Source organism: uncultured Thioclava sp., assembly GCF_913064665.1.
Lineage (GTDB): Bacteria > Pseudomonadota > Alphaproteobacteria > Rhodobacterales > Rhodobacteraceae > Thioclava > Thioclava arctica.
Genome location: NZ_CAJYBT010000008.1, coordinates 64,838 through 85,375 on the forward strand (window position 1 = coordinate 64,838; position 20,538 = coordinate 85,375).

Genomic DNA, 20,538 nt, shown 5'->3' on the forward strand with positions numbered 1-20,538 from the left:
CGGTGCGAACTGGGTGGGGGCTGTTAAGCGCACCGCCGAGACTTTCAGCGTTTTCCGCTATCCCTTGTATTGCGCCCAAAGGCGGCGGGAACGGGTGGGATCTGCGGCAAATCCAAGGCCTTTTCGCGACCCTGCCGTGACAGGGTGAAGCGATCCGCGCACGATACTGCGATGGTCTTGATTTGCGCGCGTGACGCGATACCATCGCAATATGACGGTGCAACCGCCCACACCCTTCCCGCAACGCCCTGCCGACCCGCAGGTTGCCTTTGATCGTGGCGAGCTGAACGTGATCTTGTCGCTTTATGGGCGCGCGGTCGCGGCGGGAGAATGGCGCGACTACGCGATGAGTTTCCTGCGCGAGGTGGCGGTGTTTTCGATTTTTCGCCGTGCGGCGGAAACGCCGCTATACCGCATCGAGAAACGCCCCGCTTTGCGCAATCGCCAAGGGATTTATGCGGTGATCGGGCCTCAGGGTCAGGTGCTGAAACGGGGCGGTGATCTGCGGGTCGTGCTGCGGGTTCTGGAACGCAAGCTGATCCGCCCGATTGATTGAGCGGATGCGGGCCTGCGTTGAGAGGGCGGGTGCCTCCGGCGGGAGTATTTAGCGGCTAGATGAAAGGGGTGGGGCGTTTGCAGCCCAGATAGGGGCTGTCGCCGGACGCCGCGATTCGATCCCGGCATGCGTCGATTGGCTCATAGGCGACGCTCATGGTGTGGCCATTGGCATGAATCAGGGTTTGGGCGTCACAGATCATCGCGACATGGCCTTTCCAGAACATCAGATCGCCGCGCTGCAAAGCGGCGGTTTCGGGTAGGGGCTCGCCCAGTTCCTGCCATTGCATGTCAGTATCGCCCGGCACGGATCGTGCGCATAGCGCGTGGCCCATTTGCACCAGCCCCGAACAGTCGATGCCGCTGCGCGAATTGCCCCCCCAGAGATAGGGCGTGCCCAAGAGGGCCTCGGCCACAGCGACCGGGTCGGTGAGTGGTGTCGTGAGCGGTGTAGCGTGTTGGCGGGGCACAAAGCCCTGTGCGGTGATCAGGAAGTCCGGGGTTTCTCCGATCACCGTTAGCCGGGAGCCCATGGAAAGCGCCATGATCTCGCCGCGCTTGATCGAGGCCTCGCGGTAAATATGTGTGGCCGGGGCGGTGACGCTATGGCTGGGTGTGGTTTTCGCGCACAGGGCGGATTGGGATAGCCAGCCGCAATAGCCGTCCCAGTCAGATTGCACGAAGGCATGGGTTTCGCACTGCTCGATCACGGTGAGTGTCGCGCCAAACAGCACTTGGCGATCGCGCGGGCTGTCTGGTTCGGGGCACAGGTCCGCGACCGGGGCGATGAGGCTTGCGGGGGTGCCTTGGGTGTAGTGTTGCGCTGCAACGTGATCGCGCAGCGATTCAAGGGCGATTGTGCCGGAAAAGGGCAGGCGGCGATGATCGCTCATGACAAGACCTCGGGCAGGGCGGTGAAGATCGCGCGCGCGCCTTGGCCGACGCCGCCTTTGGGGCGCGCTGGGGCGGAGGCAGGTTGCCAGCCATAAATGTCGAAATGCGCAAATCGCGGGGTTTGCGTGACGAAGCGGCGCAGGAACAGAGCCGCCGTGATCGAGCCCGCCATTCCTCCTGAGGGGGCATTGTCGAGATCGGCGATGCCCGGTTCGATTTTGGATTCATAGGCGGTCCAGAACGGCATGCGCCAAAGCGGGTCGGCGCTGTCATGTGCCGCTTGGGAAAGGGCCGTCGCGAGCGCCTCGTCATCGGTGTAAAACGGTGGCAGATCGGGGCCCAACGCCACGCGGGCCGCGCCTGTCAGCGTGGCCATACAGAGCAGCAGATCGGGGCGGTCCTCATCGGCCAAGGCCAAGGCATCGGCGAGCACCAGCCGCCCTTCGGCATCGGTATTGTTGACCTCAACGCTTAGCCCCTTGCGCGAAGTCAGGATATCGCCGGGGCGGAAACTGTCGCCGGACACCGAATTTTCCACCGCCGGGATCAGCACGCGCAGGCGCAGCTTTGCCCCGGTTTGCATGATCATATGGGCCAGCCCGAGCACCGTGGCCGCGCCGCCCATATCCTTTTTCATCAGCCCCATAGACGCGCCGGGTTTGAGGTTGAGCCCGCCGGTGTCAAAACACACGCCCTTGCCCACCAGCGTCAGCGCAGGCCCGCTGTCACCCCAGCGCAGATCGATCAGGCGCGGCGCGCGTGGCGAGGCACGGCCCACCGCATGGATCATCGGGAAGTTCTGCGTCAGCAGGTCTTCACCCGAGATGGTTGTCACCCGCGCAGCATGGCGTTCTGCCAGCAGGCGGGCGGCGCCCTCTAGTTCATCCGGGCCCATGTCAGAGGCGGGGGTGTTGATCAAATCGCGCGTGAAGGCTTCGCCCTCGGCCATTGCCTCAAGATGCGCGCGATCCATTCCGTCGGGGCAGACCAGCCGGGCCTTTGGCGGCGCATCGGGCGCGTAGCGGGCAAAGTGGTAGCCCGCAAGCAGCCAACCCAAAGCGGCCTCGTGCAAGGCATCCTGTGCAAGGTCGCCTTGCAATTTCCACGCGCCCTCGGGCAATGCCGTGGCTGCACTGGAAAGGGCAAAGCGTGTCTTCTCGCGGGCTTGCAGATCGCCCAGACCCAGCAAAGCCCCCTCAACGCCCAAAGCGCCGGGCAAAAGCGCCACGGTGCCTGCTGCCGCGCCAAACCCTTGCGCGCGCACGAATGCGGATTGCGCAGGGGGAAGCGTGGCGAGATGTGCCTCAAGCCCGTCGGGCGCGACCATTATCAACGGGCGCGCGCCCTCGGCGTTTTGCGCAAAGCGCATTGCGGGACGCTCGGCGAAGAAGGAAAAGGCGGCAGGCATTGTGGCTCCTTGCGGCTGGCTGACGCGCGCAGCCTAGCGCCCTCAGCCGCGCCTGCAAGAGATCACAGACGCAGATCACCCAGATCCCACACCTCGGTGAGAGAGCGATCCGCCAGCCGCATCAGCCGCGCGAGAACAGCGGCCTGCGCAATGTGATCGTTTGCGTCAATACAGCTTTGCAGATCCTGCGCGACCAGCACCATCGAGCTAAGCCCGATCTGTTCGGCCAGTGCGATCATCAACTCCAGGTCTGCGATCATCTTGGCCCATTGATGCGCCTTGGCGGACTTTTCGATCGCGACAAGATGTTGGGCGATATCCTCCATCGTGGTTGAAATCACGTGCTCTGCCGCCACTTGCCCAAGCTGCGCATAAAGCACGACAATGCGTGCCGGATCGAGTGCGCTTGCCTCATCACATGTAAATCGCGATACTTGTGCCACCCCGAAAACCCCTTTCACTCAATTGACCAGCTGGCCCCCACCAGTTCGCGCAGTTTGGCAAAGAGGTCTCAAGAAAGGGTTATGGGATATCGAAAATTACTCGAATTCATGCGCCGGGCAGGCTATTTGACGCTTAGACAGAGACAGCAAGCCACGCGAGGGACCGATGAGAGAACACGTTAAACCGCTGCCAAGCTATTTGGTGGGCCGCTATCAAGGCTGGCACGCCACTGCCTATGCCGAAAACCGCGCCTGGTATCGTCGGCTGGCCGAAGAGGGGCAACGCCCGCGTTCGATGATCATCGCGTGCTGTGACTCGCGCGTGCATGTGACCTCAATGTTTGGCGCCGATCAGGGCGAGTTTTTCATCCACCGCAATATCGCGAATCTGGTGCCTCAATTCACCCCGGATGGCGATCACCATGGCACGTCGGCGGCTGTGGAATATGCCGTCAAAAGCCTGCGGATCGCGCATATGATTGTGCTGGGGCATTCCAATTGCGGGGGGGTGCACGGCTGTCACGCGATGTGTTCGGGCGACGCGCCTGAGTTGGAAGAGAAGACCTCATTCACCGGGGCGTGGCTGAATTTGTTGCGTCCGGGCTATGAGCGCGTGATCGAGCGTAAACCTGCCGATCCGCTGACCGAATTGGAGCGTGAAGCCGTCAAGGTCAGTCTGGAAAACCTGATGACGTTTCCGTTCGTGCGCGAGGCGCTGGATGATGACCGCATGACCCTGCACGGGCTGCGCCATGACATCAGCGAGGGCACGCTGGAGCAGTATGATTCAGCGACAGACCAGTTTGAAACGATCTGATTGTTAGCGAATCTGGCGCGCGTTCACCGGGTGTTAAGCAGGCGCGGGCCAGATTGGTCGCATGACACAGACCCGACTCGTTTCCATTCGCCTGCCCGTCGATTTGATTGCTTTGATCGAACACGAGGCGCATGCGCGTGACACCTCTCCGGCGCAGGTGATCCGCCACGCTTTGCGTGTTGGGCTCACCCCGCTGGCCGAGCCTGAGGATGATCCGCTCCCTCTTGCGCTGCCCGAAATGCGGGCGCTGCAGGAGGCGTTGGATCAGGCGCAGGGATGGATCGATTTGCAGATACGGTTACGCAGCGCGGGGTTGGTGCTGCGCGCCGGTGGCGCGGATCAGCGGTTGGGGTTGCACGAATGGCCCTCGGACCGGTTCATAATTGCGCTTGAGGAAATCGGACCGAGCCTTGGGGAATTGGTGCTGCGCTATCGCGCACCGTTTCCGGGGCGACCACCCGAGGCGAAGGGCGCGAGCCCTGCCCGCAGCGAGTCGGCGCAGACCCCATTGATCTCACGCCGGTTCATGCTGCCGCCGCTGCGCCCCGCCGCCTGAGCCCCGTTAGCGCAACACCTGATCCGTCGGCCAGCTGAGCGTGGTTTCGGTGCGCAACTGTTTGTCCGCCCCCGCTGGCAGATCGAACTGCCAGGCCAGAACGCCACGTTTTTGGTCGTAATCGGTCTCGGTTGCGGGCGGGGTCGCCGTGGTCTCGATCTTGAGATCGTCCTGCTCGGAATAGGGCACCTGATCAATCACCCGCATCGGCCAATCCTGTGCGGTGAGGTTCTTCACCTCGATCTGCACCACTTCACGACGCGCGTTCGATTTGGAGATAAACCCGCGATCGCCTTCGCTGGTGTCGGGCATGGTGCGGGTCAGGCGAATCCCTTCGATCGCGCCAAAACCAAGGCGCAGCTTGTCGCCCGCCGCGATCATCGGAAGATGCGTTTGCCCCACCAAGGCTCCGTCGGCGAACAGGTTCGCAGGCCCGGGCAACAGAATTTCACCGGTCTCGTTCTTGCCCTCCGCGACGCGATAGGCCTGCGGATCTGACAGCGGGACGGCCTCGGCGAGGACGTTGACGGGGATCGTCTTGGCATCCAGTTTCAGGCGCAGATCATCCACCCCATCGCGCAAATCAACGGCTGTCGGGTAGTGATAGGTCACCGTTTCGCCCTGCATTTGCAGGGCAGCCGTGTCGGTCATTGCCGCTTCGGTCCTCATCGGCGCGGGTGCGCCTGCTGTGCGCGAAAGCGATTTGGACAGCGGTTGCGCAACCATCGGCGGGCCGATCCGCGCGAGGCGCGGGTAAATCGCTGTGGGCGCGGATTGCCCACCCGGACGTGCAGTCGACAGCGTCAGATCGACGCCGCGCCAATCCTCGCCCGTCGCCTGATGAACCGATACGAATCGCTCCATATCCAACTGGCCAGCGGCGCGATCAAGGCGCAGATCATAGGTTGGCTGCCAGCCAGCATTGCCGACGAAAGAGGTGATTGTCAGCGTGCCTGTGCCCGAGACCATCGCGCGCAACACGTCATGATCCTGGGCTGGGTTTTGCAGCGCATCCAGCGCTGCTTGCGCCTGTTTTACCGCCTCTTGCAGCGGTTTGAGCGCGTCTTCGGCGCGGCGCGCATCGGCTTTTGCCGCGATCACACGTTCAGAGGCGGCAAGGATCTGATCGCCCACCATCTGCGCCATGGCCTGCAATTGCGCCGGATCACTGAGCTGCGTGCCTGCGCCTTTGAGAAAGGTGATCTGATCTGCTGCGGCCTGCGCTTTGGCGCGGATCGTGGCGACCTGATCCTGACTGTTGGCAAGCGCCTCGCGCGCCTGTTGCAGGCGGGCCTGCGCGGCCTTGATCTGGGCGCTGCTTTGATCTGACAGCGCGGGCGCGCGCCCGTCGATCAGGCTCACCGCGCCGATCTGCACACCCTCTCCACTGACGCGCAGGGTCGAGATGTCGGTGCCTTTCGGCAGCCCCGGCACCAGAACCTCATGCGGTCCCTGCGCCGACTTGCCCTCCGCGCCCTTAATCTCAATGTCGCGCACCACCTGCGCCCCTTGGGGGAACAGTGTGACGGCGCGAATCGTGGCGGGGGCTTCGATGGTATCGGCAAGGGCGGGGGTTGCCCCCAAAACCAAGGCTGCGACGAGGGTTATACGCATGGCTTTCCTCCAGTTTGAGCGGGATCAGGGTGGGCCGGGGCGCGCGCGAAGGCAATGGCGGATTGGCGCGCCCCCGACAGCTTGCGCGTTTGATCGCCCAAATCATGGCTGGGGCGGAGCCACCAGCGCGCCCAGCGTCGCGATTTCTGCCGCGCCGGTTTGCGTAACTTTGGCCTCAAGGGCGCGATAGGCGGCCAATACGGCCTCGCCGGTTTCGGTCAGCGCCGCGCCGCCGCCTTGAGGGCCGCCGCGCACGCTTTCCACGAGGGGCGCGCGAAATGTGCCGTTCATCGTTTCGACCAGCGACCAGGCGCGTTTGTAGCTCATGCCCATTGCGCGCCCGGCTGCCGAGATCGAGCCCTCCGAGGCGATCGCTTCAAGCAGGCGCGCCTTGCCCGGCCCCAGCATCGCATCGCCGAAATAAAGACGCAGCATCAATCGGGTCAGCTCCATCGCGCATCGCTCCTGTCTTGTGGGTCCGCGCTATCGTGAAAGCCTGCGCGCGCCTTGGCAAGAGCGCCCCTTGCGCATATGCGCACCATCTTGCAGCTTGGCGCGAGTTTTCGCCCCCGGAGCCTGCATGCGCCTGTCCATTGCTTGTCTGGTCGTAGCCTATCTGCTCAGCCAGTTTTACCGGACCTGTCTGGCCGTGTTGACCCCAGTTTTGCATGATAGGATTGGCGTCACGGCAGGCGATTTGGCGGTGTTGCTGGGGCTTTGGTATGCGGCTTTTGCGCTGGTGCAGATTCCGGTGGGCGAGGCGCTGGACCGGATCGGGCCGCGTCGCACGGTGGGCTGGACGCTGGCGCTGGGCGGCGGCGATGTAATTTGCCTCGCGCCCGGTATTCGACGTGGCCCCAGGGCATTTCGCGCCGCCAACCGCCTATGGGCTGCTATTTGCGTTTTTCTTGGTGCCGCTGGTGGTGGGATTGGTTTTTTACGTTTTCACCCGCGACACTGGCGATGGTCTGATTTAGAACCGCCCCATGACAGAGATTGATGTTATCGCCCCCAACCTCAAGCGCCGCCTGTCGGGCGTGACCGCCACCGTCGTGCGGCTGGTCCCCTTGCAGGCGCGCAAAATCGCGATTGTGGCAACCGGGCCAGGTCTGCCCGATCATCTGCCGCATGTGGCGCTATGGCGGGTGCCGTTTCTGCCGCGCCGCACGCGCGTTTGGCATGCGCGGCGCAATACCGAGATGTTGTTGGGGCTGTTTCTGCGAGATGTTTTGCGGATGCGCCTCAAGCTGTTGTTCACCTCGGCCAGCCAGCGCAAGCACAGTGGCTACACGAAATGGCTGATCGGCAAGATGGACCGGGTTGTGGCGACCTCGGCGCGCACGGCGTCTTATCTGGAGCGCGACTGCACCGTGATCTTGCATGGCATCGACACCGAAAGTTTCACACCGGCCCTGGATCAAGCCGGTCTGCGCGCGCAGCTGCGCCTGCCGGTCGAGGGGCTGCTGGTGGGCTGTTACGGGCGTATTCGTGCGCAAAAGGGCACCGATGCCTTCGTCGATGCGATGATCGCGGCGCTGCCCACACGTCCCGGCGTTGCGGGTTTGGTGATGGGGCGCGCGGTGGGTGAACATGGCGCGTTTCTCGAAGGACTCAAGGCGCGGGTGGCCAAGGCCGGGCTAGCGGATCGCATCCTGTTTCTGCCCGAGGTCAGCGTCGACAAGATGGCCGATTGGTATCGCGTGCTTGACCTTTATATCGCGCCGCAGCGCTGGGAAGGCTTTGGCCTGACCCCGATCGAGGCGATGGCCTGCGGCGTGCCCGTGGTGGCAACCCGCGTCGGCGCCTTTGAGGAAATCGTGACGGATGAGACCGGTGCGCTGGTTGATCCCGGCGATCCGGCGGCGCTGGCCACGGCTGCGGCTCCGTTTCTGGATGATCCGGCGCGTCTGGCTGCGGCAAAACGGGCCGCGCGTTTGCGCGCCGAGACGGATTTTCGCATTGAGGGCGAGGCCGCCGCGTTGGTCGCGATATATCGCGAGATGTTGGCATGACGCGGCTTGGCTTTCTGATCGCGCGCAGTTTGCGTCGTGAGGCCCCGTTGGCGGCGCTGTCTGTCACGCAATCGGATTTGCTGAGCGATTTGGCGGGAAAATCGGTGGCGCTGGTGGGCAATGCCCGCGCGCTGTCCCAAGGCGATGCGGGGGCCAAGATCGACGCGCATGACGTGGTGATCCGCATCAACCGCGCCCCGATGCCCAGCGCGCACAGCCACGGCACGCGTACGGATTGGCTGGCGCTGGCGACTTCGCTACCGGCTGCGGAACGGGCGCGGATTTCACCGGGGCGCATCCTGTGGATGAGCCATAAACGCAAGCGGCTTGACTGGCAAAGCGCGCAAAGTCCGGGGTTTTATCTGCATCCGCTCGCTGATTATGAGGCGCTCAAGGCCCACCTTGGCGCGCAGCCCACAACGGGGGTGATGCTGATTGATATGCTGGCGCGCTCGACCCTAGCACGGCTTGATCTTTACGGGTTTGATTTCTTCGCCTCGCTGTCGCTTTCAGGCTCACGCAGCGCCGACAAGGTGCCCCATGATTTTGCCGCCGAAGCCGCGCTGGTGGGAAATCTGATCGCGCAGGATTCGCGCATCATTCGCAACTGATCTTCGCCAAAACCCTTTTATTTCCGCGTCCGAGGCGCTATGTGCGCCCTTGTTCTTTTCGGGCAAGGAGGTCCTTATGGGCTATAAAGTCGTCGTTGCGGGCGCCACGGGTAATGTGGGCCGCGAAATGCTGAATATTCTGGCCGAACGCCAGTTCCCGGTTGATGAGATCGTCGCGCTTGCGTCGCGCCGCTCGATTGGGACTGAGGTCAGCTTTGGCGACAAGACCCTGAAGACAAAGGATATCGAAGGGTTCGATTTCACCGGTTGGGATATTGCGCTGTTCGCGATCGGTTCGGATGCGACCAAACAATATGCCCCGATCGCGGCGAAATCGGGCTGCGTGGTGATCGATAACTCGTCGCTGTATCGCTATGACCCGGACGTGCCGCTGGTCGTGCCGGAAGTGAATCCGCAGGCCGTCGACGGCTACACGAAGAAAAACATCATCGCGAACCCGAACTGCTCGACCGCGCAGATGGTAGTGGCCCTCAAGCCGCTGCATGATCGTGCCAAGATCAAGCGCGTTGTGGTGTCGACCTATCAGTCGGTGTCGGGCTCGGGCAAAGAGGCGATTGACGAATTGTGGAACCAAACCAAGGGCATGTATGTGCCCGGCCAAGAGGTCGCGCCCAAGGTTTACCCCAAACAGATCGCGTTTAACGTTATTCCGCATATCGATGTATTCCTCGACGACGGCTCCACCAAAGAAGAGTGGAAAATGGTCGCCGAGACCAAGAAAATCATCGACAAGTCGATCAAGATCACCGCGACCTGCGTGCGTGTGCCGGTGTTTGTCGGTCACTCCGAGGCGATAAATATCGAGTTCGAAGAGTTCCTTGATGAGGACGAAGCACGCGACATCCTGCGTGAAGCGCCCGGCATCATGGTGATCGATAAGCGCGAGGATGGTGGCTATATCACCCCGATCGAATGCGTGGGCGATTATGCGACCTTCATCTCGCGGATCCGTCAGGATTCCACGATTGAGAACGGGCTGAACATTTGGTGCGTGTCTGATAACCTGCGTAAGGGTGCGGCGCTGAACGCGGTCCAGATCGCTGAAACGCTGGGCAATCGCTGTTTGAAAAAGGGCTGATCGCCTGCAGTCGAGAGTTTGGAAGACGCCCGGGGGAAACATCGGGCGTTTTTCTATTGCTCTCCTCCACCGCAACAAAAAGGCGCGGGAGGTTGTCCCCCCGCGCCCGTGTTCTGCGTCGTCCTTCGGGCTTACGCCTCGACGGTTTCGACCTGTTTGGATGGGGCCGAACCGGCAATCTCAATCCGGCGGGGTTTCAGTGCCTCGGGCACCTCGCGCACCAGATCAATATGCAGCATGCCGTTTTCATGGCTGGCCCCGGTGACCTTGACATGATCGGCCAGCGCAAAGCGGCGTTCAAACGCGCGGGTCGCGATGCCACGATGCAGGTAGCTGCGCGTGTCATCTTCGGACTTGCGGCCTGTCACGATCAAGCCGCCATCCTTCATTTCGACGCCCAATTCATCCGAGCCGAACCCGGCAACGGCAATCGAAATGCGATACGCATTCTCGTCGATTTTTTCGATGTTATAGGGCGGGTAGGTTGGCTGCGCGACGTCACTGGTCAATGCGCGGTCCATCAGATCGGCGACACGGTCAAAGCCGACAGTGGCGCGGTAAAGCGGTGAAAGATCAAAGTTTCGCATATCATCATCCTCTCTTGAGCGATGTAAAACGCCCGCCCTTGCGGGCCGGACTATTTCGATTTCGGGACCCGTTATGGCATCCCGATGAGCATGATTTGGGGGTGGCGATTTGCCAATTCAAGAGGGGGGCGTATGGCTAGGGGCGCAGGAATTTCGCCCCCGAGCCACCGCCGCGCAGGATGCGTGGTTTGCCCGGTTCCGATGCGCGCCGCGCGTCCGGTGCAAGGATGCGAGCGCTTTTCGCGGGCGCTTCTGACCCCGAAATCACGCCGCGCCCAGAGCGCAGGTTGGACTTGAGCTGCGCCACAATCGCAGGCAGCTCCATGCCATAGACCTGTACCTGACCATTCTTGCGCCCGCCCGAGGACACGAGTGAGACGATTTGCGCGCGCTGGCCCGCTGACACGCCCGAGCGGTCAAAGACCGGTGCGCCAGAAGAGCCGTGATCGACATCGCAATCAAACCCGATCACCCCCTGCGCATGTCCGAAAACCGTGCAATTGCGCTGCCATGACAGCTCGCTTGAGCGCCCGCGCGCGTAAGACACCACGCTGACCTGCGTGCCTTTGCCCCCCGCAGCCCCGACGCGAAACCACGCTGCGGTCGAGCTGGGGATCGGCGCGGCAAGCTGCAGCAGCGCAACGTCATGGCGCACAGTCTGCGCCGAAAGCGGTGCAAAGGGTGCATATTGCGGATCAGCAATCATACGTGCCACCGGACGCGTCGCTATGCTGCTGTCGCCGGTTTGGCCGGCCACGAATGTCAGCTCTGATGGGGCGCGCGGCCGCTTGGCGTCTCGATCAAAGATGCAATGCCCTGCCGTGAGCACCAGATCGGGTGCGATCAGCACGCCGGTGCAATAGCCGGTGTTGTCGATGGTGACCTTGCCCACCGCCTCCCAGCCAAACAAATCCGAGCGGCGCGACAGGGCATCCAGCCCACTTTGCGCCAGTACCGGCGACGCGATCAGCGTCATCCCAAGGACCAAGGGGAAAACATTGCGCAGCCATTTCATCGGGGGCATGGGATGTCACCTGTCAGGGGCGCAGGAATTTCGCGCCTTTGATGCGGATTTCTTTCGCACCGTCAGGCACTTCGCGTGAGGACAGATCGGCGCGCAAATCCGCCACGCCACTGATCAACGCGCCGACCGAGACCGGCTCGTGCCCGACCTCGGCCTTGGCCGAAATAACGGAAACGATGCGCGGCACTCCGTCGCGAAGAGTAAAGACAGGGGCGCCGGACGCCCCAAAATCGACCGAACAGGTCAGCACCACAGTGCTGCTTTCGCGCGCAATAACACTGCAGACGCGTTGTAGTGAGGGCGCTTCGGAGCGGCCTTTTGCATAGGAGAGAACGCCGACCTCTTCGTTGCGCGTTGGTGGGGTGTGATCCAACTCGAACAGGCGCAGTTGCGGCAGGCGCACGGGCTGTGCCAGTTCCACCAGCGCCAGATCGAAGGAGGATCGCGACAGCCGTTTGGGCCCGTCATAATGATAGGAGGAATGGGCAATCGCGCGCTTCACCTTGCGGTAGGCCAGCGCGCGCCCGTTGCGCCAGCCTGCGCGAAATTCCATGCCGTCGGCGTTAATCATTGTGCCGGTGCGCTTGTCAAACAGGCAATGCGCCGCCGTGAGCACCAGATCGGGTGCGATCAGGGTGCCGGTGCAAAAACTGCCGTGGCCCAGATCAAGTTTGCCCACGGCCTCCCAGCCGCGCGAGGCATCGCCGGTGTCGAGTTTCTGCAAGGGTTGATCGGCCAGCGCAGGCAGCGCCAGCCCGATCAGGACAGTGAGAAAGGCGATCAACCGCATCGGGCGCTCCGCTGGTGATTTGCTCCACAGATAGCGCGCGAATGGGGCTGAACTGTGGCATCCGGGGCGCGAATTACCCTGCCAGTGCCGGGGGTTTTGGCCCTCCAAGCGCCCAATCCAGAAGCTCGACAGTATGCACCACGGGCACATCCGTGCCGCCGCCGATCTGCACCATGCAGCCGATATTTCCCGCCGCGATTACCTGCGGTGATTTCGCCTCGAGCGTGGCAACTTTGCGCCGCTTCAGCTCGTCGGAAATCTCGGGTTGCAGCAGGTTATAGGTGCCGGCCGAGCCGCAACACAGATGGCTGTCAGTGGGCTCGACCACTTCAAATCCGGCTCGTTTCAGCAAATCCTTGGGCGCGGATTTGATCTGCTGCCCATGTTGCAGCGAACAGGCGGCATGATAGGCCACACGCATATTGCCAGTGCCTTCCGGAATTCCGATACGTTCGAGAAATTCAGAAATGTCGCAGGCGAGCCCCGCCACCTTCGCGGCTTTCTCCGCCAGTGGATCATCGCGAAACATATGGCCGTAATCCTTGACCGTCGTGCCGCAGCCCGAGGTGTTGATGATCACCGCGTCCAGTTCGCCCTCGCCCAGATAGGCGTGAATGTTGCGCGCGGCTTGCGCATGGGCCTCGGTTTCACGGCCCATGTGATGGCTCAGCGCGCCGCAACACCCCAAGCCCTTGGGCACCACCACTTCGCAGCCAAGCCGGCGCAGCAGACGGATCGTGGCATCGTTGATATCGGTGTTAAGCGCTCGCTGCGCGCAGCCGATCTGCAACGCCACACGGTATTTCTTGGCTCCGATCGGGGCGAAGACCTGCGGGTCGTCATTGCGCGAGACTGGCGGGATCGATTTGGGCGCCATCGCCACCATCGCACGCAGGCGCTTGTCCGGCAGAAAGCGCGCAAACGGACGCGCCAGTTTTGCCCCGCCCATCGCAAGGCGGAACCGACCCGGATAGGGCACGATCTTGGCCAGCGTCCAGCGCAGCATCCGATCCATCAACGGGCGCTTGTAGGTTTTCTCGACATGGACGCGGGCATGATCAATGAGATGCATGTAATTCACACCCGACGGGCAAGTGGTCATGCAGGCAAGGCAGCTCAGGCAGCGATCCAGATGTTTGACGGTCTTTTCATCGGCCGCACGCCCGCTTTCCAGCATGTCCTTGATGAGATAAATGCGCCCGCGCGGGCTGTCCAGTTCATCGCCCAGCACCTGATAGGACGGGCAAGTCGCGGTGCAAAAGCCGCAATGCACACAGGCGCGCAGAATGTCATTGGCGTGCGCAATACCCGGCTTTTTGAGCTGCTCTTCGGTGAAATTGGTCTGCATCAGCTCATCCTTCCAGGGTTCAGAATGCCACGCGGATCAAATTGCGCGCGCAGACCCGCCGAAATTTTGGCAACTGGGGCGGGTTCGGGCTGAAAAATGTCTGCACGACTGCCGCGCATCAAGGTGGCGTGCCCGCTATAGGGGGCGGCCAGCGCGCGGGCATCGACCCCCTCGGCCAGTAGCGCCCAGATCAGCCCACCACCCCAATCCAGCATCACCTCACCGCCCAGCCGTGCGATGATATCGGCTGTTTCTGAAGGCTTGACCGACAAGCGCCACAAATCGCCCGGTTTGCCCACAAACGGTGTCAGATCGCGCAGTTTCGCCCAGATCGCGCCCGAGCCATCTTGCTCAATCCGCACTGTTCCGAAGGGCGCAAGAAGGGTAGCCAGCTTGTCGGCACGATACTGCACCGATTGCGCCAACCCTTCGACGCGCACCACCGCGCCCACGCCCGGAACCCAGCCTGCGCCAGACACATCAAAGGGCGAGCCAAGCGCCGTGGCCAGCGCCACTTGCGCGGCCCCCGCAGGCATGTCCACGATCACCGTCGCTTGCGTCGGGGCTGCGGGCAGCAGCTTGAACGCCACTTCGCTGAGAACCCCCAAAGTGCCCCAAGATCCTGCCATCAGCTTGGCCAGATCATAGCCGGTGACGTTTTTCATCACGCGGCCACCGTTCTTGATGACATCGCCCCGGCCATCGACAAACCGCACACCGATCAGGGAATCGCGGCACGCCCCTGCCTGCACCCGCCGCGGTCCTGACACGTTGGCCGCCACCACGCCGCCGATTGTGCTATGCCCCGGCGTGCCCAGAACCTTGCCCCAATCGCCCGGTTCAAAGGGCAGGCGCTGCCCTTCGGCGGCCAAGGCGGCTTCGACCTCGGCCAAGGGCGTGCCCGCGCCAACCACCATCGTCAAAGCGCTCGGCTCATAGAGCGAAATCCCCGAAATCGCGACCTCTAGCGCCTCGCCAACACAGCGCCCGACCGGGCGCGTTCCCCCGCCACGGATCACCAGCGCGCCGCTTGCATCGCGCACCGCTTCGGCCAGTTGCGTCTCGCTCTCAACTCTCATGAAATCCTGCCTTCCAAATTCTCGAAATATCCCGGGGGAGCCTGACATGGCACAGCCGTGTCAGGCGGGGGCAGCGCCCCTAGCTGACGCGGCGGCTTTCAGTCACGCTTAGGGGAAACACCTTGGCCGGGTTGAGTAGCCATTTGGGATCGAACACATCCTTGACGCGCAGCTGTGCCTCTAGATCGGCGGGGGCGAATTGTACCGTCATCAGATCGCGCTTTTCGATGCCGACACCATGTTCGCCTGTCAAACAGCCGCCCACCTCGACGCAGAGTTTCAGGATCTCGGCCCCCAACTGTTCGCACAACTCCTGCTGGCCTGCCTCGTTGGCATTATACAGGATCAGCGGGTGCATATTGCCATCGCCCGCATGGAACACGTTGGCCACATCCAGACCGAACTCTTTCGACAATTCCCCGATCCGGCGCAGCACGAAGGGCAATTCATTGACCGGAATTGTGCCATCGAGACACATGTAATCGTTGATCTGTCCCATCGCGCCAAAGGCCGATTTGCGTCCCAACCAAATGCGCGCGGCCTCGTCCGCCGAGCCAGCTTCGCGGAACTCCACCGGGTCATGGCGAGTCGCGATCTGGCGGATCATGCCGATCTGCTCGTCGATTTCGGCACCCGAGCCTTCGCATTCCACAATCAAAAGCGCCTCGCAATCGGGGTAGCCGGCATGACAAAACGCCTCGGTCGCGCGGATGCAGGGGCGGTCCATGAATTCGATCGCGACCGGCAAGATCCCGGCGCGGATGATATCGGCGACGCAAGCGCCGGCGATTTCATTGCTGGAAAATCCGATCAGCACGGGGCGCGCGCCCTCGGGCTTGGGCAGGATTTTCAGCGTCGCCTCGGTGACGACGCCCAATTGCCCCTCCGAGCCGCAGATCAACCCCAGCAGATCAAGCCCGCCAGAATCCAGATAGGCACCGCCAATCTCGACCACTTCGCCCGCCATGCTGACCATCGTCACGCCCAGCAGATTGTTCGTCGTCACGCCGTATTTCAGGCAATGCGCGCCACCCGAATTCATCGCTATATTGCCCGAGATCGCGCAGGCAAGCTGGCTGGACGGGTCAGGGGCGTAAAACCAGCCATCGCTTTCCACGGCACCGGTGACCGACAGGTTGGTGCGCCCGGCCTGAACGCGAATAAAACGGTTGTCGTAATCGGTTTCCAGCACGCCATTCATCCGCGCCAGCCCCAACACCACCGAATCGGCTTGCGGCATCGAGCCCCCCGCCAGCGAGGTGCCCGCTCCGCGCGGCACCACCGGCACGCCAAGTTCGTGCAGCAGCTTCAGCGCGGCGGAGACCTCAGCAGTTGAGCGCGGTAAAATCACTGCAAGAGGCTGGCAGCGATAGGCCGAAAGCGCATCGCATTCATAGGCGCGGGTCTCGGCGGGGTCGTCAATTACGGCATCGCGGGGCAGAACCTCGCGCAGGCGCGCCACGATCTGCGCCTTATTGGCAAGCAAATCGGCGTTGGGTATCGGCATTTGCATGGCGTCTCCTCCCGTTTGGTCAGAAATTATAACCAATTCTGGCGCGTGACAAGCCCGCTCCTCTCACGCTAACAGAGAGCATGACAGAAAACAGTCTCTTTGGCCCGCTTACACCGCTCGATTTGATCGCGCTTGTCGTGCTGGTGATCTGCTGGCTTGCGATTGGCTGGTTGACCGAGCATCCGCCCGCACATCGTCCCTCGATGGGGAAATTGATGGAGAGCTATCGCCGCGAATGGATGCGCCAATTGGTGACGCGCCAGCCGCGCATTTTTGATAGTGCGATGGTGGATGGGCTGCGGCAATCGACGACGTTTTTCGCCTCGACTGCCCTGATCGCGATTGGCGGCGGGCTGGCGCTAATCGCCAATCCTAAACCGCTAACCGATATCGCGAGCGATTTTGCGTTTGCGCAGGGTCCAGCGTTGCTTTGGGAGGCGCGCATTATCACGGCGGTGCTATTTGGAGCCAATGCGTTCTTGAAATTCGTCTGGTCGCATCGGCTGTTTTCTTATGCCGCGATTGCGATGGCGGCGGTGCCCAATGAACCCGACGATCCGCTGGCGTATCCGCGCGCGGCCCAAGCGGCGCAGATCAATATTAATGCCGCCAAAAGCTTCAATCGCGGGCTGCGTTCGGTGTATTTTGCGCTGGCGACGCTATCTTGGTTGCTTGGCCCGGCCGCGCTGATTGTGACGACCCTGTTTACCACCGCGATGTTGTGGCGGCGTGAATTCGCCTCGGAGTCGCGGCGCGCTTTGTTGGAGAACAAACCCGACTGAGCGCCGCAGTTTGGGGCCGCGATCACGCGCCCAAATACGCGCGCAGGCTAGGCGGCGGCGCGTTCAGCAGCGTCTCTGTGTCTTGGGGGGCAAGCGCCACACCATCGGCCACCAGCACGGTTTGTGGGCATAGCGCGCGGGCATCCTCGGGGTCGTGACTGACCATTAGAACCGTCGTGCCTTGTTCCCGCGCAATCTGTGCCACCAGCGCCAGCATTTCCGCCTTTAGCGCCGGGCCAAGCGCGGCAAAGGGTTCATCCAGCAGCAGCATCGGACGCGCGCGCAGTAGGGCACGCGCCAGCGCCGCGCGGCTTTGTTGGCCACCTGACAGTTGGCCGGGCTTGCGCGCCCCCATCCCCTCAAGGCCTGCTCGGATCAGCGCGGTTTCAATGCGGGCGTGATCGGGCGCATCGACCTTGCCATCGGGGTTCAGCCCCAATGCGAGATTGCGGGTTACGCTGAGATGGGGAAACAGGTTTTGATCTTGAAACAGGATCGACAGCGGGCGCGCACCGGGATCGGTTTGGGTGATGTCCTTGCCGTGCCACAAAACGCGGCCCTGAGAGGGGGCAAGAAACCCCGCGATCACCGAAAGCAGCGTGGATTTCCCTGCGCCCGAGGGGCCGATCACGGCAACCCGCGCGCCTGCTGGGATCGACAGATCGGCGCCAAGGTGGAAATCGCCTTGTTTGATCAATAGTTTATCGAGGGTCAGCATGATGTCCCAATCGGTCAAACGCCCAGAACAGCGCGAAGGTGAGGATCAGCAGCAAGCTTGCCGCTCCCGCTGCCTGATCCATGCGATACGATCCCATCAGTTGGAACAGCGCCAGCGGCAGGGTACGGGTTTGCCCATCGGAAAACAGCGTGATCACGCCCAGATCACCCATTGAAAACGCCGCCGCCAGCCCCGCCGAAAACCCCAAGGGCCGGGCGAGGCGGGGCAGCGTCAGCAAACGCAGTCGGGCAATCCCGCGCAGCCCCAGCGAGGCGGCGAGCCGGTCGTAATCGGTCTGAAGCGTGCGGATCTCGGGCAGCAGGATGCGCGTGGCGAAGGGCACCGACAGCGCGGCATTGGTCAGCAGCACCATCGGCAGGGCAAGGCTGGTGGGGTTCACAAAGGGGCGCGCGATCAGGAAGGCCCCTGTGCCCATCACCAGTGCCGAGGCGGTCATCGGCAGCATCGCCGTGATCTCGGCCCAGCGGTGACGCGTCGCGGCCAACGCGAGGGGCAGCGCGACGCACAGGGTCGCAAGCGTTGAGGCGAGCGCAATGATAAGCGAGGTCGCGGTGGCGCTCCAGATCATCGGTGGGAGGCTGGTCAGCGCGGGTAGGCCTCGGGCGAAAACGGCGCCAATCGGGGTGAGTAGAAAAGCGGCGGCCAGCACGATTGCAGCCCCGTCCAGAACGGTATGCGCCGCTCCGCCCGAGAGTTGCGCAATCGGCGCGAGATTGCGGTCATGGCCCGCGCCAAAGCTGGCGGGCAGCGTCACGCGCGCCGCGATTAGCAGGGCCGTGACCGAAATCGCGACCTGCACCAGCGCAAGGCTGGCGGCCCGGCCCATGTCAAAATCGAAGCGGAACGCCTGATAAATCGCCAGCTCAACCGTAGTCGCGCGCGGTCCGCCGCCCAGCGTCAGCGCCACGGCGAAAGAGGTCAGGCAGACGAGGAAAATTGCGAGAAACGCTCCGGGCAGCACCGCTCGCAGCATCGGGCGTTCCAGCTGGCGCGTAGTTTGGGCGGAACCAAATCCAAGGCTGGCGGCAAGGCGGAAGCGCTCGGACGGGATCGCCTGCCAGCCATGCAGGATCATCCGCGTGGCCAACGGCAAGTTGAAGAACACATGCGCCACGATCACGCCTTGCGCGCCGTAAATCGAGAGCGGTTCAATACCGAAATGTCCCAGGGCTGCGTTGATGAACCCGCGCCGCCCGAACACCGCGATCAACCCGAAAACGGCCACGATCACCGGCAGAATGAAGGGTGCGCCCATCAGCGAGATCAGCAGATCGCGCCCGGCAAAGCGGCGGCGATGCAGCGCGCGCGCTACCGAAATCGCCAGCGCGCAGGAGATCAGCGCCGAGAGCGCCGCCTGCCACAGCGTAAAGCGGATCGCGGCCAGATCACTGGCGCGCAATCCGCTCAACCCGCCCGCGCGGATTGCCACCGCCGCCAGCGTGCCGATCACGAGCGCGGCCAGAACCGCGCCCGCAACCGCCGCCGGGGCTATTTCGCGAGCGCGCGCTGCCATTCTTCCAACGCGGGTCCGCGCAGTTTTTCGGCCTCGGCCTCTCCGATATACAGCGTCTTGTCGGGCATAGGCAGGTCTTGGAACACCTTGGGCAGTTGGTCATGGGGCAGCTTGGCCGGGAATGACCAGTTGGCGGTGACGATCATCTTCTGGAACGCGGGGCTCAGGATGTAATCCATGAATTTCTGCGCCAGTTCCGGGTGCTTCGAGGATTTGAGCTGGGCGGCCAGTTCGGGGGTGAAATAATGCCCCTCGGGGAAGATCGCGGCGAGTTTGCTGTCGTCGTTTTCGGCCATGATGTGATAGGCGGGCGAGGTGACGTAGCTCAGCACCATGTCGGCCTCGCCATCGGTGAACATCCCGTAAGCCTCGGACCAGCCCGGCGTCACGGTCAGGATTTTCGGCGCAAGCTTTTCCCACGCGGCCTCGGCCTGATCACCATAGATCGCTTTGACCCAAAGCAGCAGCGACAGCCCTGCGATAGAGCTGCGCGGGTCTTCGATCACGATTTTATAGGCGTCTTTCGGAGCGTCGAGCAGCTCGGCAAAACTATGGGGCGGGTTTTTCAGCTTGGTCTTGTCATAGACAAAGGCCAGATCGGACCAATCGAAGGGCAGAAAAATCGGATCATCCCATTTCACCGGCATGCTCAGATTCGAGGTGTCCTCGTTATGGGGCGCAAACAGGCCGGTGGCGCGGGCCTTGGCGGTGACATCGGTGTTGAGCCCGATCACCACATCGGCCGAGGTCTTATCGCCTTCGAGCATCACGCGCGGCAGTACGTCGCCTGCGACGAATTTGAGGTCGCAATCGCAGATCGCCTCAAAGCCCTTTTCGATTGCGGGGCCGGGGCCCCATTCGCTGGTGAAATAATCAGGTGCGTAAACTGTGAGTACGGGCTTGTCCTGCGCAACCGCCATCGTGGCGATCAGGCTTAGGGCTCCCGCAAGCATCAGGGTGGATTTCATGTCTCACTCCAAGGGCTTGCCGGGCGGAGTGGGGCCGGGAGATCCGACTACCTTCCCTCCGCCGGTCTTAACCGGTTCAGGTTCAACGGGTTCGCGATTGTCGCATCTCAGCCGGATTTGCACCGGCACCCCGAGGTAGGTCACAAACTAAAGAGCGCCGCGCCGGGGTGCAAGGGCTTTCCCGGC

At 62.6% G+C, this 20,538-nt stretch carries 21 protein-coding genes, 1 pseudogene and 1 riboswitch; of the genes and pseudogenes, 8 read left to right on the forward strand and 14 right to left on the reverse strand.

The annotated features are described in order from the left end of the window. Positions 1–211: 211 nt before the first annotated feature. Positions 212–556 (forward strand): DUF2794 domain-containing protein, encoded by a 345-nt coding sequence (locus QZ571_RS05050; RefSeq protein WP_295532578.1) that lies wholly within the window; start codon positions 212–214, stop codon positions 554–556. Between the two features lie 55 nt (positions 557–611). Here QZ571_RS05050 and QZ571_RS05055 read toward each other — a convergent pair whose 3' ends face one another. The 3 genes from QZ571_RS05055 to QZ571_RS05065 all read right to left on the reverse strand — a co-directional run bounded on the left by QZ571_RS05055 (position 612) and on the right by QZ571_RS05065 (position 3,300). After that, complete coding sequence (locus QZ571_RS05055; protein WP_295532580.1) at positions 612–1,448, reverse strand: NlpC/P60 family protein; 837 nt, start codon at positions 1,446–1,448, stop codon at positions 612–614. Next, positions 1,445–2,857: a M17 family metallopeptidase gene (locus QZ571_RS05060; RefSeq protein WP_295532582.1), complete on the reverse strand. Its 1,413-nt coding sequence runs from the start codon at positions 2,855–2,857 to the stop codon at positions 1,445–1,447. The genes QZ571_RS05055 and QZ571_RS05060 overlap by 4 nt, the downstream gene beginning before the upstream one ends. A 62-nt stretch (positions 2,858–2,919) precedes the next feature. Further along, positions 2,920–3,300, reverse strand: a complete 381-nt coding sequence (locus QZ571_RS05065; RefSeq protein WP_295532584.1) for a hypothetical protein — start codon at positions 3,298–3,300, stop codon at positions 2,920–2,922. Between the two features lie 166 nt (positions 3,301–3,466). On the opposite strand from QZ571_RS05065, the gene QZ571_RS05070 reads away from it, so the two are divergent. Continuing rightward, positions 3,467–4,117, forward strand: a complete 651-nt coding sequence (locus tag QZ571_RS05070) for a carbonic anhydrase (protein WP_295532586.1) — start codon at positions 3,467–3,469, stop codon at positions 4,115–4,117. A gap of 61 nt (positions 4,118–4,178) precedes the next feature. Beyond that, positions 4,179–4,673: a CopG family transcriptional regulator gene (locus QZ571_RS05075; protein WP_295532588.1), complete on the forward strand. Its 495-nt coding sequence runs from the start codon at positions 4,179–4,181 to the stop codon at positions 4,671–4,673. A 6-nt stretch (positions 4,674–4,679) separates the two neighbouring features. Here the strand turns inward: QZ571_RS05075 and QZ571_RS05080 are convergent, their stop codons facing one another. After that, a complete protein-coding gene (locus QZ571_RS05080; RefSeq protein ID WP_295532590.1) occupies positions 4,680–6,287 on the reverse strand; it encodes a mucoidy inhibitor MuiA family protein in 1,608 nt (535 codons plus the stop codon). Between the two features lie 102 nt (positions 6,288–6,389). Beyond that, entirely contained in the window at positions 6,390–6,740 is a 351-nt protein-coding gene (locus QZ571_RS05085; protein ID WP_295532592.1) for a winged helix-turn-helix domain-containing protein, read from the reverse strand. Positions 6,741–6,867: 127 nt separating this feature from the next. On the opposite strand from QZ571_RS05085, the pseudogene QZ571_RS05090 reads away from it, so the two are divergent. From QZ571_RS05090 to QZ571_RS05105, 4 genes and pseudogenes are all read left to right on the forward strand, one after another. After that, positions 6,868–7,077, forward strand: a pseudogene (locus tag QZ571_RS05090) (MFS transporter); the annotation flags it as partial. 196 nt (positions 7,078–7,273) lie between these two features. Further along, positions 7,274–8,299 carry a glycosyltransferase family 4 protein gene (locus QZ571_RS05095; RefSeq protein ID WP_295532594.1) on the forward strand — a complete coding sequence of 342 codons (1,026 nt, stop codon included), beginning with the start codon at positions 7,274–7,276 and terminating at the stop codon, positions 8,297–8,299. Further along, the gene (locus tag QZ571_RS05100) at positions 8,296–8,910 is read left to right on the forward strand and encodes a glycosyltransferase family 29 protein (RefSeq protein WP_295532596.1); all 615 of its coding nucleotides are present in this window, start codon (positions 8,296–8,298) and stop codon (positions 8,908–8,910) included. The genes QZ571_RS05095 and QZ571_RS05100 overlap by 4 nt, the downstream gene beginning before the upstream one ends. Positions 8,911–8,986: 76 nt before the next feature. Then, a complete protein-coding gene (locus QZ571_RS05105; RefSeq protein WP_295532598.1) occupies positions 8,987–10,009 on the forward strand; it encodes an aspartate-semialdehyde dehydrogenase in 1,023 nt (340 codons plus the stop codon). A 131-nt stretch (positions 10,010–10,140) separates the two neighbouring features. On the opposite strand, the gene QZ571_RS05110 is transcribed toward QZ571_RS05105, so the two are convergent. From QZ571_RS05110 to QZ571_RS05135, 6 genes are all read right to left on the reverse strand, one after another. Then, positions 10,141–10,596: an Hsp20 family protein gene (locus QZ571_RS05110; protein ID WP_295532600.1), complete on the reverse strand. Its 456-nt coding sequence runs from the start codon at positions 10,594–10,596 to the stop codon at positions 10,141–10,143. Between the two features lie 136 nt (positions 10,597–10,732). Further along, complete coding sequence (locus tag QZ571_RS05115) at positions 10,733–11,620, reverse strand: serine protease (RefSeq protein ID WP_295532602.1); 888 nt, start codon at positions 11,618–11,620, stop codon at positions 10,733–10,735. Positions 11,621–11,633: 13 nt separating this feature from the next. Continuing rightward, entirely contained in the window at positions 11,634–12,410 is a 777-nt protein-coding gene (locus tag QZ571_RS05120; protein ID WP_295532604.1) for a trypsin-like peptidase domain-containing protein, read from the reverse strand. A 73-nt stretch (positions 12,411–12,483) separates the two neighbouring features. Next, on the reverse strand, positions 12,484–13,758 hold the full coding sequence (glcF, locus tag QZ571_RS05125) for a glycolate oxidase subunit GlcF (protein WP_295532606.1): 1,275 nt from the start codon (positions 13,756–13,758) through the stop codon (positions 12,484–12,486). Next, positions 13,758–14,837: an FAD-binding protein gene (locus tag QZ571_RS05130; RefSeq protein ID WP_295532608.1), complete on the reverse strand. Its 1,080-nt coding sequence runs from the start codon at positions 14,835–14,837 to the stop codon at positions 13,758–13,760. The genes glcF and QZ571_RS05130 overlap by 1 nt, the downstream gene beginning before the upstream one ends. Positions 14,838–14,916: 79 nt before the next feature. Beyond that, complete coding sequence (locus tag QZ571_RS05135) at positions 14,917–16,350, reverse strand: FAD-linked oxidase C-terminal domain-containing protein (RefSeq protein ID WP_295532610.1); 1,434 nt, start codon at positions 16,348–16,350, stop codon at positions 14,917–14,919. An 80-nt stretch (positions 16,351–16,430) separates the two neighbouring features. On the opposite strand from QZ571_RS05135, the gene QZ571_RS05140 reads away from it, so the two are divergent. Then, positions 16,431–17,132, forward strand: a complete 702-nt coding sequence (locus QZ571_RS05140; RefSeq protein ID WP_295532612.1) for a DUF599 domain-containing protein — start codon at positions 16,431–16,433, stop codon at positions 17,130–17,132. Positions 17,133–17,154: 22 nt separating this feature from the next. Here QZ571_RS05140 and QZ571_RS05145 read toward each other — a convergent pair whose 3' ends face one another. Genes QZ571_RS05145 through thiB form a run of 3 tightly spaced genes read right to left on the reverse strand, consistent with a single transcriptional unit; the run spans position 17,155 to position 20,352 of the window. Next, on the reverse strand, positions 17,155–17,850 hold the full coding sequence (locus QZ571_RS05145; RefSeq protein WP_295532614.1) for an ATP-binding cassette domain-containing protein: 696 nt from the start codon (positions 17,848–17,850) through the stop codon (positions 17,155–17,157). Beyond that, entirely contained in the window at positions 17,834–19,384 is a 1,551-nt protein-coding gene (locus tag QZ571_RS05150) for a thiamine/thiamine pyrophosphate ABC transporter permease ThiP (RefSeq protein ID WP_295532616.1), read from the reverse strand. The genes QZ571_RS05145 and QZ571_RS05150 overlap by 17 nt, the downstream gene beginning before the upstream one ends. Then, on the reverse strand, positions 19,360–20,352 hold the full coding sequence (gene thiB, locus QZ571_RS05155) for a thiamine ABC transporter substrate binding subunit (protein ID WP_295532618.1): 993 nt from the start codon (positions 20,350–20,352) through the stop codon (positions 19,360–19,362). The genes QZ571_RS05150 and thiB overlap by 25 nt, the downstream gene beginning before the upstream one ends. 36 nt (positions 20,353–20,388) lie before the next feature. Then, positions 20,389–20,495: riboswitch (TPP riboswitch) on the reverse strand. Positions 20,496–20,538 lie beyond the last annotated feature (43 nt).